Below are 21,486 nucleotides of genomic sequence, written 5' to 3' on the forward strand. Positions count from 1 at the left end.
CGCCGGACTCGCCCGCCGGAGGCTGTGGATTCCGCGGGGCCCGAGGCGGCCGTCAGGGCCGCCGAGGCGGACACCAAGGAGTGAGCCGATTGGCGCCGGCTAGAACTGATGCTGTCGCCGGTGAATCGCTCAACTCGCCGCCACTGAATGGGTAGTGTGGCCTGTGGCGCACCTGGTGCGCCCCCTCCCACGAGGATGCGGAACCCCCCGGACGCTCGCAGGGCGCCCGGTGCGGGCGTCCTCCGGGGCACCCCCGGACAGGGTGCGCAGTAGGGAGGGGGCGCCTGTGGGACGCCACCGGAAGAAACCACTTCGTGAGCGGGTCTACGCGGTTCTCCGCGAGCTGGGGAGGTGGCTGACCGGACGGTGACCGTCAGTCCTCACAGACACTGAGGACTGACGGTCACGCGCCGTCCGATCATTTTCGGGGGCCCTCGTCGCGGACTGTCCCTCCGTGGCGGGGGCCTGCAAGGGCCGGGTGACCGGCCCGCATGAATCAAGCTAGCAAAGGCTGCCCCTGCCCGGCACCTATAGCCGGATGACCGGAGCCGCCCACCGCGGTGCCGCGGTGAGGGGACGCGACCTGCCCGGTCGCGCCGCTCTCAGGGGGTTCCTCCGGCGGATACGCCGTAGGCGGGCGTGTCCTCAGGCCAGCTGGGTTCGCCGGGCTGGAGATGCCGGTACGCGAGGTAGCCGACGGCGCCGGCGCTACGCAGGGTCAGGTGCCGAACGTCCTGCGGTCCAAGGCCCGGCAGGCCAGTAGCAACAGCAGGACGGCAATGGATGCCACGACCGCGAACAGCCAGTCGAATCTGATGGCGCCCGCAACCACCGCGGCTTGTACGGTTCCTGCCGCCGTCAGCCTCCGGGCGGCGGAAATCCGGTCCTGGACGGCGCGTGCCATGCCGCGGCAGCTCCAGATGTTCGCCGCCACGACGACGAGTCCCAGGGTCATGGCAGCCGCCGTCCAGGCGAGGGCGGTTTCGGGGGGGCCTCCGGACTCCTCGTCCTCGGGGTCTATCCCCTGGAAGTACATCGGCGCGAACAGGAAGCAGTACAGCCCGATCATCAGCGTCTGGCCCGCGACGAGGAGTGTCGTCAGGCCGAGCAGTCCGCGGTGTCCGTTGGTCATCGGCGGTGCTCGCCCCTCCCCGTTGTCCGAAGGACGATCTTAAGCTCCGCAGGTCAGCGTCAATACGCCGGCCAGAGGCCGTGACCGGAATCGAACCGGCGTAACTCGCTTTGCAGGCGAGTCCCTCAACCACTCGGGCACACGGCCAAGTTGTGCTCTGTGGTTTCACCGTACGGGGTGCCCGTGGGCGCATCAACGGTTTCGTGGGCGCTGCAACGTGACCGCCATGCCGCGTTCACGCGCCGCCGCCGACCCCGCCGGTCCCGTCGCCCTCGTGCGCCTCCGGGTCGTGCCCCCGGGTCAGGAAGGACTCGACCACCGGGCGGAACAGGTCGGGCTCGTCGACCCACGGGTAGTGGCCCACGCCGTGGAGGGTGCGGACGGACGCCGTGCGGAAGGAGGTGGCGACGAGTTCGCCCGCGCGCAGGCCCGCGAGGGCGTCGCGGTCGCCGGTGATGACGAGGACGGGGCAGGTGACCTCGGGGAGGCGGTCGAGGAGGGCGGTGCGGGCCGGTTCGTCGACGCCCTGCCAGAAGCCGGCGCGGGGGACGGGGCCGAGCTGGGCGGGTTCGGTGGCGGCGTGGGTGCGCTGGGGGGCGTCCCAGCGGCCGTAGGCCATGGGGGCGGCGCGCAGGAGCAGGCTGCGGACCTCGTTCATGTCGGTGGCGGTCGGGAGGGTGTGGACGGCCACGTACGCGTCCGGCCACCAGGGTTCCTCCGCGCGGGACTCGAAGATCTCCTCGGCGTCGTCGGGGAGCCGGCCCTGGAGCCGTGATCCGGGGGTGACGAGGACGAGCCGGGTGAGGCGGTGGCCGTAGAGCGCCGCGTAGGCCTGGGCCGTGGCGCACGCGGCGTCGTGGGCCAGCAGGGCGAAGGCTTCCAGGCCGAGGTGGGCGCGGAGGGATTCGAGGTCCTCGGCGAGGGCGGGGAAGGCGTAGCCGGCGGCGTCGGGGGCGGGCGGCGAGGCGCCCGTGCCGCGGCTGTCGGGGATGACGAGGGTGCGGTGGGCGTCCAGCCCGCCGAGGTCGCCCAGGTAGGCGGCGTCCCTGCCGGGGCCGCCGGCCAGGCACAGCAGCGGCGCCCCGGGCTCCGGTCCCTCCAGCACCCGGTAGCTCAGTTCCACTCCGTCGTACGATGTGTAACACGGCATAAGTCCACCTTGCCCTATCTGTCCGCAAATCCCGGTGATCCAGAAGCTACCCCTCGCTTCTCTCCCCGCTATCCCAAATTCCGCTTATGATTCCGGCGTGTTCGACTCGCGGCACATCAAGACGTTCCACGCGGTGGTCACGGCCGGGTCGTACTCCGCGGCCGCCCGCGTGCTCGGCTACACCCAGCCCGCGATCACCCAGCAGATGAAGGCGCTGGAGCGCTCCGTCGGCACCCCGCTGTTCACCCGCGTCGGCCGCCGGATGCGGCTCACCGAGGCCGGGGAGGCCCTCTCCCGGCACGCCGAGACCATCCTCGACACCCTCACGGCCGCGCAGCAGCAGATGAGTTCGCTGACCCGGCTGCGCGCCGGGCGGGTCAGGGTCTGCGCCTTCCCCAGCGCGAGCGCCACGCTGATACCGGAGGCGCTGGCCCGGCTCGCCGCCGACCACCCGGGCATCCGCGTCGAGCTGCTGGAGGGCGAGCCGCCCGACTCGATCCGCCGCCTCGTGCGCGGCGAGTGCGACATCACCCTCGCCTTCACCTATCCCGGCCTGCACGAACAGGTCCCCGAGGAGCTGGTGGAGATACCGCTCATGGAGGACCAGCTGACGGTCCTGATGCCCATAGGGCACCCCCTCGCCCGCCGCCGCGCCGTCCAGCTCGCCGACCTCTCCGAGGAGCGCTGGATCGCCGGCTGCCTGCGCTGCCGCACCAACTTCCTCCACGAGTGCGCCGAAGTCGGCTTCGCCCCCGACATCGCCTTCACCACCGACGACAACCTCGTCGTGCAGTCCCTGGTCGCCGAGGGCCTGGGCATCGCGATGATGCCGGGCCTAGTGCTGTCCTTCATGCGCCACGACCGGATCACGGGGCGGGCGCTGGACCCCGCCTCGCGCCGCCAGGTCTCGGCGTACGTGCTGCGCGACCACCTGCGGATCCCGGCCACCGCCCTCGTGCTGGAGGAGCTGAAGGCGGTGGCGGCCCGGCGCGTCGGCTGCTGACCGGCCCGGGACCGGCCCGGGACCGGCCCGGAACCGGCCCGAGGTCGGCCCAACTCATAAGCTCCCGTTGGGTTCCGGCCAACAGACTGTCGTTGGACCCGCCGGTCCGCCCGCCTCGACCCTGCACTCATGACCACTCCCACCGCAGCCCCGACGACGGCCCGCCTCGCCCAGCTCGTCGACGACGTCCGGGAAGCCGTAGGCCGTGGCCTGCCGCCCGACACGACGGCCTACATCGTCGGCGAGCGGCTCGCCGCCCACCTCGGCGCCGGCGACCTGCTCACCACCGGGCAACGCGAGGGCGACCCCGACCGCTACCGGCAGCACATCCTGCACGCCGAGCACGACGGCAGCTTCTCCGTCGTCGCGCTCGTGTGGATGCCCGGCCAGCAGACCTCCGTCCACGACCACGTCTCCTGGTGCGTCACCGGCGTCCACGAGGGCACCGAGAGCGAGCGCCGCTACCGGCTCGTGCCCGACGGCACGACCGCCCGCCTGGTCGCCACCGAGGACGTCGTCAACCACCAGGGGGACGTGTGCGGCTTCGCGCCGCCCGGCGACATCCACCGCGTCCGCAACGCCTGTACGACCAAGGCGATCTCCCTCCACATCTACGGCGCCGACATCTCCCGCCTGGGCTCCAGCGTGCGCCGCGTCTACGACCTCCCGGCCGACGAAATCTGATGGCACTCCTCACCCCCCGTACCGACCGCGTCCCCACGAGCACACCGGCGCGGCCCGCCCCCGGGCCGCTCCCCGGCCTCGCCACCGCCGCCGCGGGCGTCGCCGTCGCCTGGACCGTGCACCTGCTCGTCCCCGCCGTCCCCATGCTCACCGCCGCCGTCGTCCTCGGCATCGCCGCGGCGCACACCCCGGGCGTACGGGCATGGGTGCGCGGCGCCGCCCGGCCCGGCCTCACCCTGGCCGGCAAGCGGCTCATGCGGATCGGCGTGGTCCTGCTCGGGCTCAAGCTCGGCCTCGACGACGTCCTCGGCCTCGGCTGGGCCACCGTCGCCATGGTGATCGCCGTCGTGGCGGCCACCTTCGCGGGCACGCTCTGGCTCGGGCGCAGGCTGGGCCTCCGCGGGGACCAGCCCCTGCTCATCGCCACCGGCTACTCGATCTGCGGCGCCTCGGCGATCGGCGCGGTCAGCGAGGTCTCCGGCAGCGACGAGGAGGACGTGGCGACGTCCGTCGCCCTGGTGACCCTCTGCGGCACTCTCGCCATCGCCGTCCTGCCGCTCCTGCACCACCCCCTCGGCCTGGACGACGCCCAGTTCGGCCGCTGGGTCGGCGCGGGCGTCCACGACGTCGGCCAGGTCGTGGCCACGGCGCAGACCGCCGGGCCCGCGGCGCTCACCGACGCCGTGCTGGTCAAGCTGATGCGGGTGGCGCTGCTCGCGCCGCTCGTCGCCGCGGTGGCCGTGTCGGTGCGCAAGCGGCGCCGGAGCCCGGTGAAGGCCTCGGGCAAACGGCCCCCGCTCGTCCCCCTCTTCGTGCTCGGGTTCCTCGCCATGGTCGGCGTCCGCACCACCGGCTGGGTGCCGGCCGCCGGACTGGACCTCGCCGCGCACGCCCAGGAGCTGCTCCTCGCCGCCGCCCTCTTCGGTCTCGGCAGCGCCGTCCACCTGCCCTCGCTGGTCCGCACCGGCGGGCGCGTCGCGGCGCTGGGGCTGTGCTCGTGGGTCGTGATCGCGGGGGCTTCGTACGGGGGCGTGCTGCTCACTACGTGACGCGTGCGCGTCGCGTAGTGAGCGTGCCTTGCGGACGGGCCGGGGGTGCGGCTTCGCGCCGTGTGCGGCTACGGCTCCGCCGCGGTGGCAGCTCGTACGGATTGCGCCGGTACGGATTCCGCCGGCCCCTCGCCGCGGGGGTCGCGCGCCGTCGCGGCGGAGGGCATTCCCGGGCCCTGCCCGGAGCGGGGTCCGGCTCCGTCCGGAAGCCCCGGCCCCGGCCCGGGGCGCCCGCTCCCGCCGGTGCCCCGCCGCCGCCCCGCCTACGACCCAAGTCCGACCCGATCTCGTCCCCCCGGCAGGCGCCCGAAGCGGACTCCGTCCGTACGCTCATTCAATATGACCGCAGCCGAATCCGTGGCCCCGCAGGCCACCCCCGCGACCGGCCGGGCCGAGGGCATCCTGGGCCGCCGCCACCGTGCGCTGACCCTCGGCATCATCTCCGTCGTCTCGCTCATCGCCTTCGAATCGAGCGCGGTCAACACCGCGATGCCGGTCGCCGCCCGTGCCCTCGACGGCATCGGGCTCTACGCCTTCGCCTTCTCCGCCTTCTTCACCGCGAGTCTGTTCGCGATGACCCTGTCGGGGGAGTGGTGCGACCGCTCCGGCCCCCTCGTCCCCCTCTTCACCGGCATCGCCGCCTTCGGCACCGGCCTGGTGATCGCCGGGTCGGCGCAGCGCATGTGGATGTTCGTCGCCGGGCGCGGGGTGCAGGGCATCGGCGGCGGACTGGTGATCGTCGCGCTGTACGTGGTGGTCGGCCGGGCCTATCCGGAGCGGCTGCGGGCCTCCGTCATGGCCTCGTTCTCCGCCGCCTGGGTGGTGCCGGTGATCGTCGGCCCGCTGGTGGCCGGCACCGTCACCGAGCAGGCAGGCTGGCGCTGGGTGTTCCTGGCGATCCCCGTGCTGATCCTGCTGCCGCTGGCCGTGATGCTGCCGGCGCTGCGCGCCCTGCCGCCCGCCGTCGCGCCGGGGACGCCGGACCGCCGCCGCATCCTGCTGGCGCTCGCGGTCGCGGCCGGCGCGGGGCTGCTGCAGTACGCGGGCCAGGACCTGCGCCCCCTCGCCGCCGTGCCGGCCGCGGCCGGGCTGGCCCTGCTGGCGCCCTGCATCCGGCGCCTGCTGCCGCGCGGCACCTTCCGCGCGGCCCGCGGGCTGCCGTCGGTCGTGCTGCTGCGCGGCATCGCGCAGGGCTCGTTCCTGGCGGCCGAGACGTTCATCCCGCTGATGCTCGTCACCGAGCGCGGCCTGTCCGCGACCCTCGCCGGGCTCTCGCTCACCGGCGGCGGCCTGACCTGGGCGCTCGGTTCGTACACCCAGAGCCGCCGCCGGGCCGAGCCGTACCGCGAGCGGCTGATGAGCCTCGGCATGGTGCTGGTGGCGCTGGCCGTCGCGCTGATGTCGGCGGTGCTGGTGCACGGCGTGCCGGTGTGGGTGGCGGGCGCGTCCTGGGTGATCGGCGGCTACGGGATGGGGCTGACGATCTCCAGCGGGGCGGTGCTGCTGCTGAAGCTGTCCCGGCCCGGCGAGGAGGGCACCAACGCGGCCTCGCTGCAGACGGCCGACGCGCTCGGCAGCATCGTCCTGGTCGGGCTCGCCGGAGTGCTCTTCGTCTCCTTCGGCGGCGGCTCGGCGAGCGCGGCGACGGCCGGCGCGGCCGCCCCGGCGCACGCCTTCGCGGCGGTCTTCGCGGCGGCCTCGGCGTTCGCGCTGGTGGGCGCGTACGTCGCCACCCGGCTCGCCCCGCGCGACGCCGCCGGCCGCCGTGTGACCTCGGTCCCACCCTCGGGTGACCCCGGGGCATAACCCCGGAGCGTGAACCCCGGCACCGGTAGGCTGACGCGGTTGCCGACTGCCGACCCTCCCCCGGCCAGTGCCGGGGGCGCCCCCAGACGGAGACCGTGACTACCACCACCACCAACCACCATCTCTCCCCTGCTTTCCCCGGCCGGGCCCCTTGGGGTACCGCGAACAAGCTCCGCGCCTGGCAGCAGGGCGCCATGGAGAAGTACGTCCAGGAGCAGCCCCGAGACTTCCTCGCCGTGGCCACCCCGGGCGCCGGCAAGACGACCTTCGCCCTCACCCTGGCCTCCTGGCTGCTGCACCACCACGTGGTCCAGCAGGTGACCGTCGTCGCCCCGACCGAGCACCTGAAGAAGCAGTGGGCCGAAGCGGCGGCCCGGATAGGCATCAAGCTCGACCCGGAGTACAGCGCCGGCCCCCTCGGCCGCGAGTACCACGGCGTCGCCGTGACCTACGCCGGCGTGGGCGTGCGCCCCATGCTCCACCGCAACCGCAGCGAGCAGCGCAAGACCCTCGTCATCCTCGACGAGATCCACCACGCCGGCGACTCCCGCTCCTGGGGCGAGGCCTGCCAGGAGGCCTTCGAGCCGGCGACGCGCCGCCTGTGCCTGACCGGCACGCCCTTCCGCTCCGACACCAACCCCATCCCGTTCGTCACGTACGAGGAGGGCAACGACGGCATCCGCCGCTCCTCCGCCGACTACACGTACGGATACGGCAACGCCCTCTCCGACGGCGTCGTCCGCCCGGTCATCTTCCTCTCCTACAGCGGCAACATGCGCTGGCGCACCAAGGCGGGGGACGAGCTGGAGGCCCGCCTCGGCGAGCCGATGACCAAGGACGCCGTCTCCCAGGCGTGGCGCACGGCGCTCGACCCGCGCGGCGACTGGATGCCGAACGTGCTGCGGGCCGCCGACCGCCGCCTGACCGAGGTGCGCAAGTCCATCCCGGACGCGGGCGCCCTCGTGATCGCCTCCGACCAGGAGTCCGCCCGCGCCTACGCCAAGCTGATCCGCGAGATCACCGGCGAGGGCGCCACGCTCGTGCTGTCCGACGACAGCGGCGCCTCCCAGCGCATCGACGACTTCGCGCAGGGCGACGACCGCTGGATGGTCGCCGTCCGCATGGTGTCCGAGGGCGTGGACGTGCCCCGCCTCGCCGTCGGCGTCTACGCCACGACGATCTCCACGCCGCTGTTCTTCGCGCAGGCCGTGGGCCGCTTCGTGCGCTCGCGCCGGCGCGGCGAGACCGCCTCCGTCTTCCTGCCGACCGTCCCCAACCTGCTGACCTTCGCCAACGAGATGGAGGTCGAGCGCGACCACGTCCTCGACAAGCCCAAGAAGGAGGGCGAGGAGGACCCCTACGCCGAGGAGGACAAGCTCCTCGCCGAGGCGGAGCGACAGCAGGACGAGGACACCGGCAGCGACGACCAACTCTCCTTCGAGGCGCTCGAGTCCGACGCGGTCTTCGACCGGGTCCTCTACAACAACGCCGAGTTCGGCATGCAGGCGCACGCCGGCAGCGAGGAGGAGCAGGACTACCTCGGCATCCCCGGCCTGCTGGAGCCCGAGCAGGTGGAGCTGCTGCTGCAGAAGCGGCAGGCCCGCCAGATCGCCCACAGCCGCAAGCGCCCGGACGCCGAGGCGGACCTCCTCGAACTGCCCGCGGAGCGCCGCCCGGTGGTCACCCACAAGGAGCTCCTCGAACTGCGCAAGCAGCTCAACACCCTGGTGGGCGCCTACGTCCACCAGAGCGGCAAGCCCCACGGCGTCATCCACACCGAACTCCGCCGCGTGTGCGGCGGCCCGCCGAGCGCGGAGGCGACGGCCGGGCAGCTCAACGAGCGCATCAAGAAGGTGCGCGAGTGGGCCACGCGCATGAAGTAGCGGGCTGTAAGCGAAGCAGCAGGGGCCGGTGTCCGCATGATGGGACACCGGCCCCGATATTCGTCATTCCGCCTCCGCCTGACCGGATCGCGGGCAGACTCTTCCGCTGAGCGGACCGGCGGCGCTACGGTTCCGGTCACGCACACGCCCCGTGGCAGCGCCGCCGCGGAGCGCAGCCGGTGCAAGAAGCGCAAGTAGCGCATGAAGCGCAGCAAGAAGCGACAAGCCGCCGGCGGCCTCTCCTCGCGCGCTGCCGGACGGGACGGCGGCGCACCCCACCCGACGAGAGCCGCCATACATCGGAGGAGGGGCGTCGTGACCGCGGAGACCTCGCAGACGCTCGACAGAGGACTGCGTGTCCTCAAACTGCTCGCCGACACCGACCACGGCCTGACCGTCACCGAGCTGTCCACCCGGCTCGGGGTCAACCGCACCGTGGTCTACCGCCTGCTGGCCACGCTGGAGCAGCACGCACTCGTCCGCCGCGACATCGGCGGCCGGGCCCGGGTGGGCCTCGGGGTGCTGCGGCTCGGCCGGCAGGTGCACCCGCTGGTGCGCGAGGCGGCCCTGCCCGCCCTGCGCTCCCTGGCGGAGGACATCGGGGCCACCGCCCACCTGACGCTCGTCGACGGCACCGAGGCGCTCGCGGTGGCCGTCGTCGAGCCGACGTGGACGGACTACCACGTGGCCTACCGCGCGGGCTTCCGCCACCCCCTGGACCGGGGTGCGGCGGGCCGCGCCATACTCGCCGCCCGCCGCGGCGAGAGCGACGGCCCCGGCTACGCCCTCACGCACGGCGAGCTGGAGGCCGGCGCGAGCGGCGCGGCGGCGCCCCTGCTCGGCGTCCTGGGGATCGAGGGCAGCGTGGGGGTGGTGATGCTCACGGACACGATCCCCGACCGCGTCGGGCCCCGCGTGGTGGAGGCGGCCAAGGAGGTCGCCGACGCCCTGAGGTGATACGGCCGGCCCGGCCGTCCCCCGCCCTCGCCGCGCCTCGCCCGGCGAGGGCACATGTCACGGAAGGGACGCACGTGAACTAGATTCGCTGCATGCCCGCTCCGACCACGCCCGCTTCGACCACGCCCGCCCGGTCCCGCCGCGCCCGGACCCTCGCCGTCTGTGCCGTGCCCGTCGTCGCCCTGCTCGCCTCGGTCCCCTTCGTGCCGCTGCCGTTCTCGGTCGCACAGCCGGGTTCGACGGTGGACGTGCTCGGCACGCACGAGGGCAGACCGGTCATCGAGATCCAGGGCGCGCAGGCCCGTAGGACGACGGGCCAGCTGCGCATGACGACGATCGTGGTGACGGGCCCGCGCGTCGACGTGGACCTGGGCGACGTGATCAGCGGCTGGAACCGTACGGACCGGGCCGTGATGCCGCACGACGCCGTCTACCCCGTCGGCGACTCCGACGAGGAGGTCGACGCCCACAACAAGGCGGAGATGAAGAAGTCGCAGGACGCCGCCACGGACGCCGCCCTGCGCTACCTGCACCGCTCGCCGGACGAGCTGAAGGTCGGCCTCAGCCTGGCCGACGTGGGCGGCCCGAGCGCGGGCCTCCTCTTCACCCTCGGGATCATCGACAAGGTCGACGGCGACGGCCGCGGCGGCGACCTCACCGGCGGGCGGACCATCGCGGGCACGGGCACGATCGACGCGGACGGCACGGTCGGCCAGGTCGGCGGCGTGCCGCTGAAGACGCAGGCGGCCCGGCGCGACGGCGCGACGGTCTTCCTCGTCCCGAAGGCCGAGTGCTCGGCCGCCGAGGCCAACCTGCCCAAGGGGCTGCAGCTGATCCCCGTGGAGAAGCTGCAGGACGCGGTCACGTCGCTGCGCGCGCTGCGGGCCGGGGACGAGGACAACGTCCCCACCTGCTGACCCCGCCCTGCTGACCCCCCACCTGCTGACCCCGCCCGGTCGCCCCGTGCCCGTCCACCGGCCCGTCCTGCCGCCTACTTGCTGATGAACCCCTCCTTCAGCAGCCACTCCTTCGCGACCTCGTGCGGGTCCTGCCCGTCCACGTCCACCCTCGCGTTGAGCTGCCGCGCCACGTCGTCGTCGAGCCGCGCCGTGATGGGGTCCAGCACGTCCCTGATCGCCGGGTGCTCGCGCAGCGTGCCGCTGTTGATCTCCGGCGCGGCGTTGTAGTTGGGGAAGAAGTGCTTGTCGTCGTCCATGACGACGAGCCGCATCGCCGCGATGCGGCCGTCGGTGGTGAAGACCTCGCCGAAGGTGCAGGAGCCGCCCCCGGAGACCTGGGTGTAGATGATGCCGCCGTCCATCTTCTGGACGCGGGAGGCGGGCACGTCCATCCCGTAGGCCTTGGCCATGCCCTGCAGGCCGTCGTCGCGCGCGGCGAACTCGCTCTCCACGCACAGCGTCACCGCCCGCGGGTTCCGCCGCGACAGCGCGGCCACGTCCGAGAGGGTGCGGGTGCCGTACTTGCGCGCGTCGGCCCGGTTCACCGCCAGCGCGTAGGTGTTGTCGAGGGCGGCGGGCGCGAGCCAGGTGAGGCCGTTGCGCGCGTCGGCGTCGGCGACGGCCCGCCACTGCCGCGCGGGGTCGGGGATGGGCCGGTCGTGGCCGAGGTACGTGATCCAGGCGGTGCCCGTGTACTCGTACATGGCGTCCGCCTCACCGGACCGGACCGCCTCGCGGGCCCCGACCGAGCCCTGGATGTTGGTGCGGTCCAGGACCTTCGCCCCGGCGGCCTGGAAGGCCAGGCCCATGATCTGGCCGAGCACGATGTTCTCGCTGAAGCTCTTGGACGTGACCGTCAGGTCCGCGCCCTTGAGCGGCAGGCCCCGGCCGATCGAACCGGGGCGGACCCCGTCGGCCATGGGGGAGCCGCTGGTCAGCCCGCAGCCGCCGGTGAGGCAGGCCAGGAGGGCGAGGGCGAGCGCCGGCGCCGCCGCCCGGACCGCTGCGCGCCGCCCGGCTCCGCGCCCCCGGGCCGCCTGCCGCCCCGCCATCTCAGGAGGCCTCCAGGCCGCGCGGCCGCAGCAGCAGCTCGGCCAGGGACGCCATCCAGTCCACGAGCAGCGCGAGCGCCACGGTCAGCACCGACCCCAGGACGAGCACCGGCATCCGCTGGTTGGTGATGCCCGAGGCGATCAGGTCGCCGAGCCCGCCGCCCCCGCCGAAGTAGGCGAGCGTCGCCGTGCCCACGTTGAGGACGAGCGCGGTCCGTACGCCCGCGAGGATCAGCGGCACGGCCAGCGGCAGTTCGACCCGGCCCAGCACCCCGGTGGCGGACATGCCGATGCCGCGCGCGGCCTCCACCAGGGTCGGGTCGATGGCGCGCAGCCCCGCGACGGTGTTGGCGAGGACGGGCAGCACCGCGTAGACGACCATGCCGACGAGCGCCGCCTGCATGCCGATGCCCAGCCAGATCACCAGGAGCGCCAGCAGGCCGATCGCGGGGGTGGCCTGGCCGACGTTGGCGACGGCGATGGCGGCGGGCGCGGCGGGGCGCAGCCGGCGCCGGGTGAGCAGGATGCCCAGCGGGATGGCGATGATCAGGACGAAGAAGGTGGAGACCACGGTGAGGACGATGTGCTGGCGCAGGCGCAGCCAGACGTTGCCGTCGGCGATGGAGTTGCGGGCGACGGAGTCCAGTCCGGCGCCGCGGAACCACAGCCAGGTGGCCAGCAGCAGGACGAGCAGGAAGCAGGGCCGCAGGAGCAGCTTGCGCCGGGTGATGCGCCGGGCGGGGCGCACGGCGGGCGGGGGAGACCTGAGCGGGCCGCCGGCATCCGCGCCCGCAGCCTCCGGCGGTACGGGGCCCGCGCCGGCGTCCGCGGGGCCCGGCCGCCCGCTGTCCGCGTCCACGCCCGCCGCCCGCGGCTGTACGTCGTTGCGGAAGGCGACGCCCTCCGCCTCGTCGGGGCCGTCCGGCCGACGGGCCCGCCCGCCCGGCCACCCGCCCGTCACGCCAGCTCCTCCGGCGCGTCGGTCGTGCCCTCCTGTTCCTCCAGCACCTGCTGGGCGCGCTGTTCCTCCAGCAGGTGCTGGTGTTCGACGGCGTCGAGCCGGTCCTCCTCCAGCAGTTCGTGCACGGAGTTCATGAGGGTCTCCATGTCGACGACCCCCTCGTAGCGGCCGCGCCGCCCGGTGACGGGCACCCGGCCCGCGTTGTCGACGAGGACGGCCTCCAGGGCGTCGCGCAGCGTCGCGTCGCGGGTGACGGTGTCGTGCACGAGGGTGCCGGCGCGGGCGAGGGAGCCCTGGGCGCGCATCAGGTCGCCGCGGCGGAGCCATTTGTACGGGCGGTGGTGGCGGTCCAGCAGCAGCACCTCGTTGGTGGTGCCGCGGCGCAGCCGTTCGAAGATGGTCTGGAGGGGGTCGTCGACGGTGGCGGTGGGGAAGTCGACGACGCCCACGTCCCGTACGCGCGTGAGGTTGAGCCGCTTGAGCGCCGCGCCCGCCCCCACGAAGCCGGAGACGAAGTCGTCGGCGGGGTTGGTGAGGATGGCCTCGGGGGTGTCGAACTGGGCGATGTGCGAGCGCTCGCGGAGCACGGCGATCCGGTCGCCGAGCTTGATGGCCTCGTCGAAGTCGTGGGTGACGAAGACGATCGTCTTGTGCAGCTCGTGCTGCAGCCGGATCAGCTCGTCCTGGAGGTGGTCGCGGGTGATCGGGTCGACCGCGCCGAACGGCTCGTCCATCAGCAGCACCGGCGGATCGGCGGCCAGGGCGCGGGCCACGCCGACGCGCTGCTGCTGCCCGCCGGAGAGCTGGCGCGGGTAGCGGCCCTGGAACTCGCCGGGGTCGAGCCCCACCAGGTCGAGCATCTCCTCCACCCGCTCGGCGATCCGCCGCTTGGGCCAGCCGGTCATGCGCGGGACGAGCGAGATGTTCTGGGCGACGGTCATGTGGGGGAACAGCCCGGAGGCCTGGATGGCGTAGCCGATCTTGCGGCGCAGGCGCACCGGGTCGATGCCGGTGACGTCCTCGCCGTCGATGCGGATGCGGCCGGACGTCGGCTCGATCAGCCGGTTGATCATCTTCATGGTGGTGGTCTTGCCGCAGCCGGACGGGCCCACGAAGACCACCAGCTCCCCGGCCTTGATGTCCATGTTCACGCAGTCCACGGCGGGCGCGGGGTTGCCCGGGTAGCGCTTGGTGAGGTTCTCCAGCTGGATGGTGGCTCCGGGCGCGTCAGCCACGGATCCCCCTCGGGACGGTCAGCCGGCCGATCAGCACGTACGCCGCGTCGAAGAGCAGGGCGAGCACGATGATCCCGAGCGTCCCGGCGAGCACCTGGTTGAGGGCGTTGGCGCTGCCCAGCGACGAGACGCCGCGGAAGATCTCGTTGCCCAGGCCCGGCCCGGAGGCGTACGCGGCCACCGCCGCGATGCCCATCAGCATCTGGGTGGCCACCCGGATCCCGGTGAGGATCGGCGGCCAGGCGAGCGGCAGCTCGATGCGCACCAGCCGCGCCGCCCGCGACATCCCGATCCCCTTCGCGGCGTCCACCAGCGAGGGGTCCACGCCCCGCAGCCCCACCACCGCGTTGCGGACGATGGGCAGCAGCCCGTAGAGCACGAGCGCCGTGACCGTCGGCGCCACGCCCAGGCCGGTGAGCGGGATGAGCAGGCCGAGCAGGGCCAGCGAGGGGATGGTGAGCAGGGTCGCCGTCGTGGTCACCGCGAGGTTGCCGGCCCACTCGCTGCGGTAGGTGAGCACGCCGATCACCACGCCGAGGACGGTCGCGACGACCATGCACTGGAAGACGGCGCTGGCGTGCTGCCAGCCGTCCGCCAGCAGCTGGGCGCGGCGGCCGGCCAGGTACTCCCAGAAGCTCACCCGCTCGCCTCCCTCTCGCGCCCCGGAACTCCGGGGCCGCAGCACCTCAGGGCTGGTACGGGGCCTGCGACGCCTGCTGCACCAGCGGGATGATCCGCAGCGGCACGGCGTTCTCCATGACGATCGCCGTGGAGGCCCGCACGATGCCATCAAAACCCACAACCCGGTCGATCACACGCTGGAGGTCGGCGTTCGAGCGTGCGACCAGACGGCAGAGCATGTCGCCGCGCCCGGTGGTGGTGTGCAGCTCCAGCACCTCGGGGACGGTCGCGAGGTGCGCCCGGACGTCGCCGCCCTGCCCCTGCTTGATCTCCAGCGTCGCGAAGGCCGTCACCGGATAGCCCAGCGCCGCCGGGTCCACGTCCGGGCCGAAGCCGCGGATGACGCCCTGCGCCTGCAGCCGGTCCAGCCGCGCCTGGACGGTCCCGCGCGCCACGCCCAGCCGGCGCGAGGCCTCCAGCACGCCGATCCTCGGCTCCTCGGCCAGCAGCTCGATCAGCCGGCCGTCCAAACGATCGATCGCCATGCGGTCCTCCCAGTGGTCAGCATGTACAGAACGTCCGGTGTTACCGGCGTTCTGCTCTGCAGTCTGCCCAGTGAATACGCAAACTATTGCGCACCTTGTGGATCGGCGGGACGCTGCGGCCATGACTCAGACCACGGATCACACCCCGCACACCGCACGGCAGGCCGACCCCTTCCCGGTCAAGGGGATGGACGCGGTGGTCTTCGCCGTCGGCAACGCCAAGCAGGCCGCCCACTACTACTCCACCGCCTTCGGCATGAAGCTCGTCGCCTACCGCGGACCGGAGAACGGAAGCCGCGAGAGCGCCAGTTACGTGCTGGAGTCGGGCGGCGCCCGCTTCGTCCTCACCACGGTCATCAAGGCCGCGACCGACCGCGGCCGGGCCCTCGCCGCCCACGTCGCCGAGCACGGCGACGGCGTCGTCGACCTCGCCATCGAGGTGCCGGACGCGCGCGCCGCCTACGCCTACGCCGTCGAGCACGGCGCCACCGGCCTGGAGGCCCCGTACGAGATCGAGGACGAGCACGGCAAGGTCGTCCTGGCGGCCATCGCCACCTACGGCGAGACCCGCCACACGCTCGTCGAGCGCTCCGCCTACACGGGCCCGTACCTGCCCGGCTACGCGGCCGCCAAGCCGCTCGTCGAGCCCGGGGACCGCCGCTTCCAGGCCATCGACCACTGCGTGGGCAACGTCGAGCTCGGCAAGATGGACGAGTGGGTGTCGTTCTACAACAACGTCATGCACTTCACGAACATGAAGGAGTTCGTGGGCGACGACATCGCCACCGAGTACTCCGCCCTCATGTCGAAGGTCGTCGCCGACGGCACCCGCAAGGTGAAGTTCCCGCTCAACGAGCCGGCCATCGCCAAGAAGAAGTCGCAGATCGACGAGTACCTCGAGTTCTACAACGGCCCCGGCGTCCAGCACATCGCCCTCGCCACCAACGACATCGTCGCCACCGTGCGCGCCATGCGGGCGGCGGGCGTGCAGTTCCTCGACACCCCGGACTCGTACTACGACACGCTGGGCGAGTGGGTGGGCGAGACCCGCGTGCCGGTCGACACCCTGCGCGAACTGAAGATCCTCGCGGACCGCGACGAGGACGGCTACCTGCTGCAGATCTTCACCAAGCCCGTGCAGGACCGGCCGACGGTCTTCTTCGAGATGATCGAGCGCCACGGCTCGATGGGCTTCGGCAAGGGCAACTTCAAGGCGCTCTTCGAGGCGATCGAGCGGGAGCAGGAGAAGCGCGGCAACCTGTAGCCCGATTCGCACAAGGGTGCCCGGGGAATGAGCCCCCCATGGGCGATCTGATCAAGCTGTTGCGCGAAGGGCTCCCCGCGGAGGCGATCCTCACCGACCCCGACGTCACCGCGTCCTACGCCAAGGACATGGCCGGCTTCTGCACCGCCGGGCGGCCCGCGGTCGTCACGCTGCCCCGCACCGTGGAGCACGTTCAGCACGTCATGCGCACCGCCACCGCCTTGCGGGTCCCCGTCGTCCCGCAAGGCGCCCGCACAGGCCTGTCCGGCGCGGCCAACGCGAGCGAGGGCTGCATCGTCCTCTCCCTCGTCAAGATGGACCGCATCCTGGAGATCGACCCCGTCGACCGCGTCGCCGTCGTCGAACCGGGCGTCGTCAACGCCGTGCTCTCCCGCGCCGTCGCCGAACAGGGCCTCTACTACCCGCCCGACCCCTCCAGCTGGGAGCAGTGCACCATCGGCGGCAACATCGGCACCGCCTCCGGCGGCCTGTGCTGCGTCAAGTACGGCGTCACCGCCGAATACGTCCTCGGCCTCGACGTCGTCCTCGCCGACGGCCGGCTGCTGAAGACGGGCCGCCGCACCGCCAAGGGCGTCGCGGGCTACGACCTCACCCGCCTGTTCGTCGGCTCCGAGGGCAGCCTCGGCGTCGTCGTGCGGGCCGTCCTCGCGCTCCGCCCCGCCCCGCCCCGACAGCTGGTGCTGGCCGCCGAGTTCCCCTCCGTCGCCGCCGCCGGCGAGGCCGTCCGCGAGATCATGACCCGCGGCCACGCCCCCTCGCTGCTGGAGCTCATGGACGGCACGACGATCCGCGCCGTCAACGCCATGGCGCGCATGGGCCTCCCCGAGACCACCGAGGCCCTCCTGCTCGCCGCCTTCGACACCCCCGACCCGGCCGAGGACCTTGCCGCCGTCGCCGCGCTGTGCACGGCGGCCGGAGCCGACCAGGTCGTCCCCGCCGAGGACGCCGCCGAGTCCGAGCTGCTCCTGCAGGCCCGCCGGCTCGCCCTGACCGCCCTGGAGGCCCTCCGCCCCGCCACCATGATCGACGACGTGTGCGTCCCGCGCTCCCGCCTCGCCGACATGCTCGAAGGCACCGCCGCGATCGCCCGCAAGTACGGGCTCACCATCGGCGTCTGCGCTCACGCGGGCGACGGCAACACCCACCCCGTCGTCTGCTTCGACCCCGCCGACGCCGACGAGTCGCGGCGCGCCCGCGAGTCCTTCGACGCGATCATGGCCCTCGGCCTGGAGCTGGGCGGCACGATCACCGGCGAGCACGGGGTGGGCGTCCTGAAGAAGGAGTGGCTGGCGAGGGAGCTGGGCCCGGTGGGCCTGGAGATCCAGCGAGGCATCAAACGGGTCCTCGACCCCGGGGGCATCCTCAACCCGGGGAAGGTGCTGGACCTTTAACGGACCCTCCGGCGGCTGACGGTCCCTCCAGGGGCCGACTCCCTCCAGCGGACCACGGTCCCTCCAGCGGCGCGCGGCACGGCGCGGCGCACGCCGGAGGGTGACCGCCGCACGGGCATCACACGTCCAGGATGTCCCGCAGCGCCGCGTCCAGCCCCAGCCGTTCCGGCTCCGACCCCGGCGCCACCACCCGCAGGGTCCGCTCCAGCCACGCCGACACCGCCGGCTCCGGGGCCTCCAGCAGCGCCGCCCCGTCCGGCGAGGACAGCGCCATGCACACCACGTTGCGCCCGTCCGACCGCGTCGGCCACACCCGTACGTCCCCGCTGCCGCACGGCCGGAACACGCCCTCCACCAGCAGTTCGCGCGCGAACGTCCAGTGCACCGGGGCCTCCGAGGTCACGTGGAAGGCGATGTGCACCGCGTACGGGTCGGCCGTGCGGTAGCTCAGCCGCGACGGCACGGGGATGCTGCGCTCGGGCGACAGCACCAGGTCGATCTCCAGCTCTCTTTCCACCACGGTGTGCATGAAGTGCGCCCTCTCTGCTCTGCTTCCGTCGGTCCGTGGCCCCTCGCGAACGGGCCCGCACCGACTGAGAGCGCATCGACCCCCACACCATTACGCGACTTCGCCGAACCGGTGCGCCGGTCGCACGTGTGAGTGGTCCCGCCCGCGGGACGGCCGCAGAGTGGAGAGCCGTCTGGTAGACCTGTGTGCTGCGCCCCCGGTTGCCTTTTGTGCATAGAGGTCATGAGGTACGGGAGCAGCGCGCCTGACGTCGCTCGTGTGCGGCAGACTGCTTCTCGTCGCCGCCCCACCGAGCACCGACACCGCAGTACGGCCGAGCAGATACGGGACATCGGAGACCATGAGCGCCCCTTCCTCAGGATCCGCCGACAGCAGCCCCGTCCAGGGGTTCTACCCGGACCCGTCCATTCCTGGCTATATCCGCTACTGGAGCGGCTCCGCCTGGGTGCCCGGCACGAGCCGGCCCGCGCCGGCCGAGGGCGAGCCGATGCCCGCCCCGCCCGCCGGCGTCGCCAAGCCCGCGGCGCCCGCGCTCGCCGCGCCCGTGCCGCCGACCCCGCGCCGCAGCGAGCCCGCCCGGCAGGAGCCGCGGCCGGACGAGACCGGTCCCATGTTCCTCGACGAGGAGCCCGCCCTGCGCGACGCCCGGGCGGAGCAGCAACAGGCCTCCGCCTGGCGCGCGGAGCCGGCCCGGCAGGAGGGCTTCGGGGGCGAGCAGGACCGGCGCGTCTCCTGGGGGGACGGGCCCGCGTCCGGCGGCGCCCTGCCCACGCCCCGCGACCCGCGCGTCGCCCCGTCCGGCACGCCCGCCGAGCCGTCCCGTACCGAGCCCTCCCGCACCGAGCCCTCCCGCACGGAGCCGGTCCGCGCCGAGGAGAGCCCCGCCCGCGGGGAGGGCGTCCCCGCGGTCCGCCCGGGCGGCACGATGCAGCTGCGCGCCTCCGGCCGGCCCGTCCCGGCGTCGTCCTCGCCGGGCTGGCCGGACGCCCGCGCCGAGGAGGCCCGGTCCCGGGCTGAGTCGCAGCAGGCGCCCTCGGGCCCGCAGTCGCAGCCGGCGGCGCAGGCGCCCTCCCCGGCGCCGGCGCCGGCGCAGTCCGCACCGGAGCGCCAGGCGCTCCCGGCCACGGCCCCGGCGCCCGCGCTGCCCGCCCCCGCGCGCTCCGCCCACGCCCTGCCCGAGCTGCAGGAGGTGCCCCGCACCGCCGAGCCGGCCAGGCCCGCGGCCGGAGGCTGGGCCCGGCAGGTGCAGCAACTGGCCCAGCAGCAGCCCGCGCAGACCTCCGCCGCCGCCTCTTCCCCCTCCGGCTCCTCCGACGCGCCCGCGCCGTGGAAGCCCCCGAAGGACGATCCGTTCCTGCGGGCCGCCCAGGAACAGCAGGGCCGGCCCGCGCCGCTGGGCCGCCGGTTCGCCGCCCGGCTGGTCGACACCGTCGTGCTCGGGGCCGTCGTCTCCGCCGCGGCCGTGCCGCTATGGGCCAAGGCCGTCGAGCACATCGACGCCAAGGTCGAGCAGGCGAAGCAGTCCGGCGAGACGGTCACAGTCTGGCTGCTCGACGGCACGACCGGCGGCTATCTGGCCGTCGTGCTGGGCGTCCTGCTGGTCGCCGGGGTGGTGCTGGAGGCGCTGCCGACCGCCAAGTGGGGCCGCACGCTGGGCAAGCGCCTGTGCGGCGTCCGCGTGCTGGACATCGAGGCGCACGACACCCCGCGCTTCGGGGCGGCCCTGCGCCGCTGGCTGGTGTACGGGGGGCTGGGCGCCCTGGGCATCGGCGTCGTGGGCGCCCTGTGGTGCCTCGTCGACCGGCCGTGGCGGCAGTGCTGGCACGACAAGGCGGCGCGCACGTTCGTGGCGGCGGGCAAGCGCTGACGCCCCGGGGCCGCCGCCCCCGGCCCGCCGCGACCCGAACGGCACCTCTTCGGATGCGACGGCCAGGAGGCTGGGTTCTACTCGGCCCATGAGCACCGAGCAGCCCCGCGACGACGACGATCCGTTCCGGAAGCGGCCATCGGAGCCTTCCGGGCCGCCACCGCCTTCCGGGCCCGGCCCGGAAGGCGGCGGTGCGTACGCCGGCGGCGGCCAACCGCCCGGTGCCGGCGGTCCGTACGGGGGAGGCCCGTACGGAGGCGGCCCCTACGGGGGCGACCCCTACGGCGGCGGGGGCGCCCCGGGCCCGGGCGGGCCCGGCAACCCCTACGGGGACCAGTACGGCGCGGCCGACCCGCTGGCGGGCATGCCGCCCCTCGCGAACCGCGGAAAGCGGCTCCTCGCCCGCATCATCGACGGGCTGCTCGTCTCCATCCCGGTCACCGCGGTCTTCAAGGCGGCGGTGTGGGACTGGGATCCGGGGGACTGGAACGACGGCAGGTCCACGAGCCTGGGCATCATCGTCTCCGTCGTCTACTTCATCTACGAGGGACTGATGCTCACCAAGCGCGGGCAGACGGTCGGCAAGATGGTGATGGGCATCCGGGTGGCGATGCTGGAGAACGGCGCGATCCCCGAGGGAAGCCCGGGCTGGACGCGCGCCGCCGTGTACTCCCTGCCGCAGGTGGTGCCTTGCTGCGGCTTCGTCTTCTGGCTCATCAACGTGCTCTGGTGTACCTGGGACCAGCCCTATCACCACTGCATTCACGACAAGGCGGCCAAGACCGTGGTGGTCTCAGCCGTGTAGCGAGTGCTCGCCGACTCTCGGCTCGGCGGGCAGGGGCGTGCGCTGCCGGGGCACCCGGGGCTTGCGGGCGCCGACGCGCGGCATGGGGAAGGCGACGGCGACGAACAGGCCGAGCGCGAGCGCTGCGACGGCGATGACCGCGATCCCGAACCCCGAGCTCGTCTGCGAGAGCAGCAGCATGGCGAGGGTCGAGAAGACGACGGTGGCCGATCCGTAGGTTATCTGTGCGGGAGTCGGACGCGGCATGGCGGGATCCGTCCTCGGAGCAAAGGTGTGGGGTGCGGAGCCGGCTGGTGCACACAACGTGCCGGGGGCAAGTGTGTATACCAAAACGACTCTACGGTCCTGTCTGCCCGAGCGGAACTGCCGGTAAGCGTGACCTAACACACGGTGCCGTAGCACGGGGGGCGCACGGAGTCATCCAACGGTCCAGGGGGTGAGATGAGCGCGCCCGTTGTTGTCCGAAATCCGTAACTTAAAGGCCGGATAACGTACTTGCTCTTTCCGCTGTAGTCAAGGTCTGTCTTTTCTGGCGTCTCTCCGGTCAAATACCTCCACAGTTCTTACTGGGG

20 protein-coding genes and 1 tRNA gene are annotated in these 21,486 nt (G+C 73.3%); 11 read left to right on the forward strand and 10 right to left on the reverse strand.

Going from position 1 to position 21,486, the window contains the following annotated elements; translation table 11 throughout:
• Window positions 1-718 precede the first annotated feature (718 nt).
• From NQU55_RS12600 to NQU55_RS12610, 3 genes are all read right to left on the reverse strand, one after another.
• Window positions 719-1,132 (reverse strand): hypothetical protein, encoded by a 414-nt coding sequence (locus tag NQU55_RS12600; protein WP_168096146.1) that lies wholly within the window; start codon window positions 1,130-1,132, stop codon window positions 719-721.
• Between the two features lie 75 nt (window positions 1,133-1,207).
• Window positions 1,208-1,279: transfer RNA gene (locus tag NQU55_RS12605), tRNA-Cys, on the reverse strand.
• A gap of 88 nt (window positions 1,280-1,367) precedes the next feature.
• The gene (locus NQU55_RS12610) at window positions 1,368-2,282 is read right to left on the reverse strand and encodes an alpha/beta fold hydrolase (protein WP_168096145.1); all 915 of its coding nucleotides are present in this window, start codon (window positions 2,280-2,282) and stop codon (window positions 1,368-1,370) included.
• Window positions 2,283-2,379: 97 nt separating this feature from the next.
• On the opposite strand from NQU55_RS12610, the gene NQU55_RS12615 reads away from it, so the two are divergent.
• From NQU55_RS12615 to NQU55_RS12645, 7 genes are all read left to right on the forward strand, one after another.
• Entirely contained in the window at window positions 2,380-3,285 is a 906-nt protein-coding gene (locus NQU55_RS12615) for a LysR family transcriptional regulator (RefSeq protein ID WP_168096144.1), read from the forward strand.
• A gap of 129 nt (window positions 3,286-3,414) precedes the next feature.
• Window positions 3,415-3,969 carry a cysteine dioxygenase family protein gene (locus tag NQU55_RS12620; RefSeq protein ID WP_168096143.1) on the forward strand — a complete coding sequence of 185 codons (555 nt, stop codon included), beginning with the start codon at window positions 3,415-3,417 and terminating at the stop codon, window positions 3,967-3,969.
• A complete protein-coding gene (locus tag NQU55_RS12625) occupies window positions 3,969-5,018 on the forward strand; it encodes a YeiH family protein (protein ID WP_256790545.1) in 1,050 nt (349 codons plus the stop codon). Before NQU55_RS12620 ends, NQU55_RS12625 begins: the two co-directional genes overlap by 1 nt.
• A 339-nt stretch (window positions 5,019-5,357) precedes the next feature.
• A complete protein-coding gene (locus NQU55_RS12630; RefSeq protein WP_256790546.1) occupies window positions 5,358-6,824 on the forward strand; it encodes an MFS transporter in 1,467 nt (488 codons plus the stop codon).
• A gap of 95 nt (window positions 6,825-6,919) precedes the next feature.
• Window positions 6,920-8,707 carry a DEAD/DEAH box helicase gene (locus tag NQU55_RS12635; protein WP_256790547.1) on the forward strand — a complete coding sequence of 596 codons (1,788 nt, stop codon included), beginning with the start codon at window positions 6,920-6,922 and terminating at the stop codon, window positions 8,705-8,707.
• 315 nt (window positions 8,708-9,022) lie between these two features.
• Complete coding sequence (locus NQU55_RS12640) at window positions 9,023-9,664, forward strand: IclR family transcriptional regulator (protein ID WP_168095404.1); 642 nt, start codon at window positions 9,023-9,025, stop codon at window positions 9,662-9,664.
• Between the two features lie 92 nt (window positions 9,665-9,756).
• Complete coding sequence (locus NQU55_RS12645; protein WP_168095405.1) at window positions 9,757-10,581, forward strand: S16 family serine protease; 825 nt, start codon at window positions 9,757-9,759, stop codon at window positions 10,579-10,581.
• A gap of 74 nt (window positions 10,582-10,655) precedes the next feature.
• Here NQU55_RS12645 and NQU55_RS12650 read toward each other — a convergent pair whose 3' ends face one another.
• From NQU55_RS12650 to NQU55_RS12670, 5 genes are read right to left on the reverse strand one after another with little or no spacing between them, the layout of a single operon-like run.
• Window positions 10,656-11,675 carry a glycine betaine ABC transporter substrate-binding protein gene (locus NQU55_RS12650; RefSeq protein WP_168095406.1) on the reverse strand — a complete coding sequence of 340 codons (1,020 nt, stop codon included), beginning with the start codon at window positions 11,673-11,675 and terminating at the stop codon, window positions 10,656-10,658.
• Between the two features lies 1 nt (window position 11,676).
• Window positions 11,677-12,636 (reverse strand): ABC transporter permease, encoded by a 960-nt coding sequence (locus NQU55_RS12655; protein WP_256790548.1) that lies wholly within the window; start codon window positions 12,634-12,636, stop codon window positions 11,677-11,679.
• Window positions 12,633-13,871, reverse strand: coding sequence for a betaine/proline/choline family ABC transporter ATP-binding protein (locus NQU55_RS12660; RefSeq protein ID WP_168095407.1), 1,239 nt, complete (start codon window positions 13,869-13,871; stop codon window positions 12,633-12,635). Before NQU55_RS12660 ends, NQU55_RS12655 begins: the two co-directional genes overlap by 4 nt.
• Window positions 13,864-14,511 (reverse strand): ABC transporter permease subunit, encoded by a 648-nt coding sequence (locus tag NQU55_RS12665; RefSeq protein ID WP_168095408.1) that lies wholly within the window; start codon window positions 14,509-14,511, stop codon window positions 13,864-13,866. Before NQU55_RS12665 ends, NQU55_RS12660 begins: the two co-directional genes overlap by 8 nt.
• Window positions 14,512-14,557: 46 nt before the next feature.
• Window positions 14,558-15,037, reverse strand: coding sequence for an Lrp/AsnC family transcriptional regulator (locus NQU55_RS12670; RefSeq protein WP_179081051.1), 480 nt, complete (start codon window positions 15,035-15,037; stop codon window positions 14,558-14,560).
• Window positions 15,038-15,158: 121 nt separating this feature from the next.
• Here NQU55_RS12670 and hppD point away from each other — a divergent pair, with 121 nt between their 5' ends.
• The gene (hppD, locus tag NQU55_RS12675; protein ID WP_168096263.1) at window positions 15,159-16,301 is read left to right on the forward strand and encodes a 4-hydroxyphenylpyruvate dioxygenase; all 1,143 of its coding nucleotides are present in this window, start codon (window positions 15,159-15,161) and stop codon (window positions 16,299-16,301) included.
• Window positions 16,302-16,339: 38 nt separating this feature from the next.
• The gene (locus NQU55_RS12680) at window positions 16,340-17,713 is read left to right on the forward strand and encodes an FAD-binding oxidoreductase (RefSeq protein ID WP_168096262.1); all 1,374 of its coding nucleotides are present in this window, start codon (window positions 16,340-16,342) and stop codon (window positions 17,711-17,713) included.
• A gap of 118 nt (window positions 17,714-17,831) precedes the next feature.
• Here the strand turns inward: NQU55_RS12680 and NQU55_RS12685 are convergent, their stop codons facing one another.
• Complete coding sequence (locus NQU55_RS12685; RefSeq protein ID WP_168096261.1) at window positions 17,832-18,242, reverse strand: SsgA family sporulation/cell division regulator; 411 nt, start codon at window positions 18,240-18,242, stop codon at window positions 17,832-17,834.
• A 340-nt stretch (window positions 18,243-18,582) separates the two neighbouring features.
• Here NQU55_RS12685 and NQU55_RS12690 point away from each other — a divergent pair, with 340 nt between their 5' ends.
• Both NQU55_RS12690 and NQU55_RS12695 read left to right on the forward strand, forming a co-directional pair.
• Window positions 18,583-20,109, forward strand: coding sequence for an RDD family protein (locus NQU55_RS12690; protein ID WP_256790550.1), 1,527 nt, complete (start codon window positions 18,583-18,585; stop codon window positions 20,107-20,109).
• 88 nt (window positions 20,110-20,197) lie between these two features.
• A complete protein-coding gene (locus tag NQU55_RS12695; protein ID WP_168095252.1) occupies window positions 20,198-20,914 on the forward strand; it encodes an RDD family protein in 717 nt (238 codons plus the stop codon).
• On the opposite strand, the gene NQU55_RS12700 is transcribed toward NQU55_RS12695, so the two are convergent.
• The gene (locus NQU55_RS12700) at window positions 20,903-21,160 is read right to left on the reverse strand and encodes a hypothetical protein (protein WP_168095251.1); all 258 of its coding nucleotides are present in this window, start codon (window positions 21,158-21,160) and stop codon (window positions 20,903-20,905) included. The two genes, NQU55_RS12695 and NQU55_RS12700, sit on opposite strands and share 12 nt — an antisense overlap.
• Window positions 21,161-21,486: the final 326 nt, after the last annotated feature.

Origin of the sequence: Streptomyces telluris (assembly GCF_024519335.1) — a bacterium.
In the GTDB taxonomy this organism is placed as follows: Bacteria; Actinomycetota; Actinomycetes; order Streptomycetales; family Streptomycetaceae; genus Streptomyces; species Streptomyces telluris.

What these genes read in the sequence shown, in the direction of transcription:
- NQU55_RS12625 (WP_256790545.1), top strand. Translation starts at nt 3,969, where the DNA reads ATGGCACTCCTCACCCCCCGTACCGACCGCGTCCCCACGAGCACACCG.
- NQU55_RS12695 (WP_168095252.1), top strand. Translation starts at nt 20,198, where the DNA reads ATGAGCACCGAGCAGCCCCGCGACGACGACGATCCGTTCCGGAAGCGG.
- NQU55_RS12690 (WP_256790550.1), top strand. Translation starts at nt 18,583, where the DNA reads ATGAGCGCCCCTTCCTCAGGATCCGCCGACAGCAGCCCCGTCCAGGGG.
- NQU55_RS12610 (WP_168096145.1), bottom strand. Translation starts at nt 2,282, where the DNA reads ATGCCGTGTTACACATCGTACGACGGAGTGGAACTGAGCTACCGGGTG.
- NQU55_RS12645 (WP_168095405.1), top strand. Translation starts at nt 9,757, where the DNA reads ATGCCCGCTCCGACCACGCCCGCTTCGACCACGCCCGCCCGGTCCCGC.
- NQU55_RS12630 (WP_256790546.1), top strand. Translation starts at nt 5,358, where the DNA reads ATGACCGCAGCCGAATCCGTGGCCCCGCAGGCCACCCCCGCGACCGGC.
- NQU55_RS12620 (WP_168096143.1), top strand. Translation starts at nt 3,415, where the DNA reads ATGACCACTCCCACCGCAGCCCCGACGACGGCCCGCCTCGCCCAGCTC.
- NQU55_RS12650 (WP_168095406.1), bottom strand. Translation starts at nt 11,675, where the DNA reads ATGGCGGGGCGGCAGGCGGCCCGGGGGCGCGGAGCCGGGCGGCGCGCA.
- NQU55_RS12700 (WP_168095251.1), bottom strand. Translation starts at nt 21,160, where the DNA reads ATGCCGCGTCCGACTCCCGCACAGATAACCTACGGATCGGCCACCGTC.
- NQU55_RS12680 (WP_168096262.1), top strand. Translation starts at nt 16,340, where the DNA reads ATGGGCGATCTGATCAAGCTGTTGCGCGAAGGGCTCCCCGCGGAGGCG.
- NQU55_RS12670 (WP_179081051.1), bottom strand. Translation starts at nt 15,037, where the DNA reads ATGGCGATCGATCGTTTGGACGGCCGGCTGATCGAGCTGCTGGCCGAG.
- NQU55_RS12685 (WP_168096261.1), bottom strand. Translation starts at nt 18,242, where the DNA reads ATGCACACCGTGGTGGAAAGAGAGCTGGAGATCGACCTGGTGCTGTCG.
- NQU55_RS12600 (WP_168096146.1), bottom strand. Translation starts at nt 1,132, where the DNA reads ATGACCAACGGACACCGCGGACTGCTCGGCCTGACGACACTCCTCGTC.
- hppD (WP_168096263.1), top strand. Translation starts at nt 15,159, where the DNA reads ATGACTCAGACCACGGATCACACCCCGCACACCGCACGGCAGGCCGAC.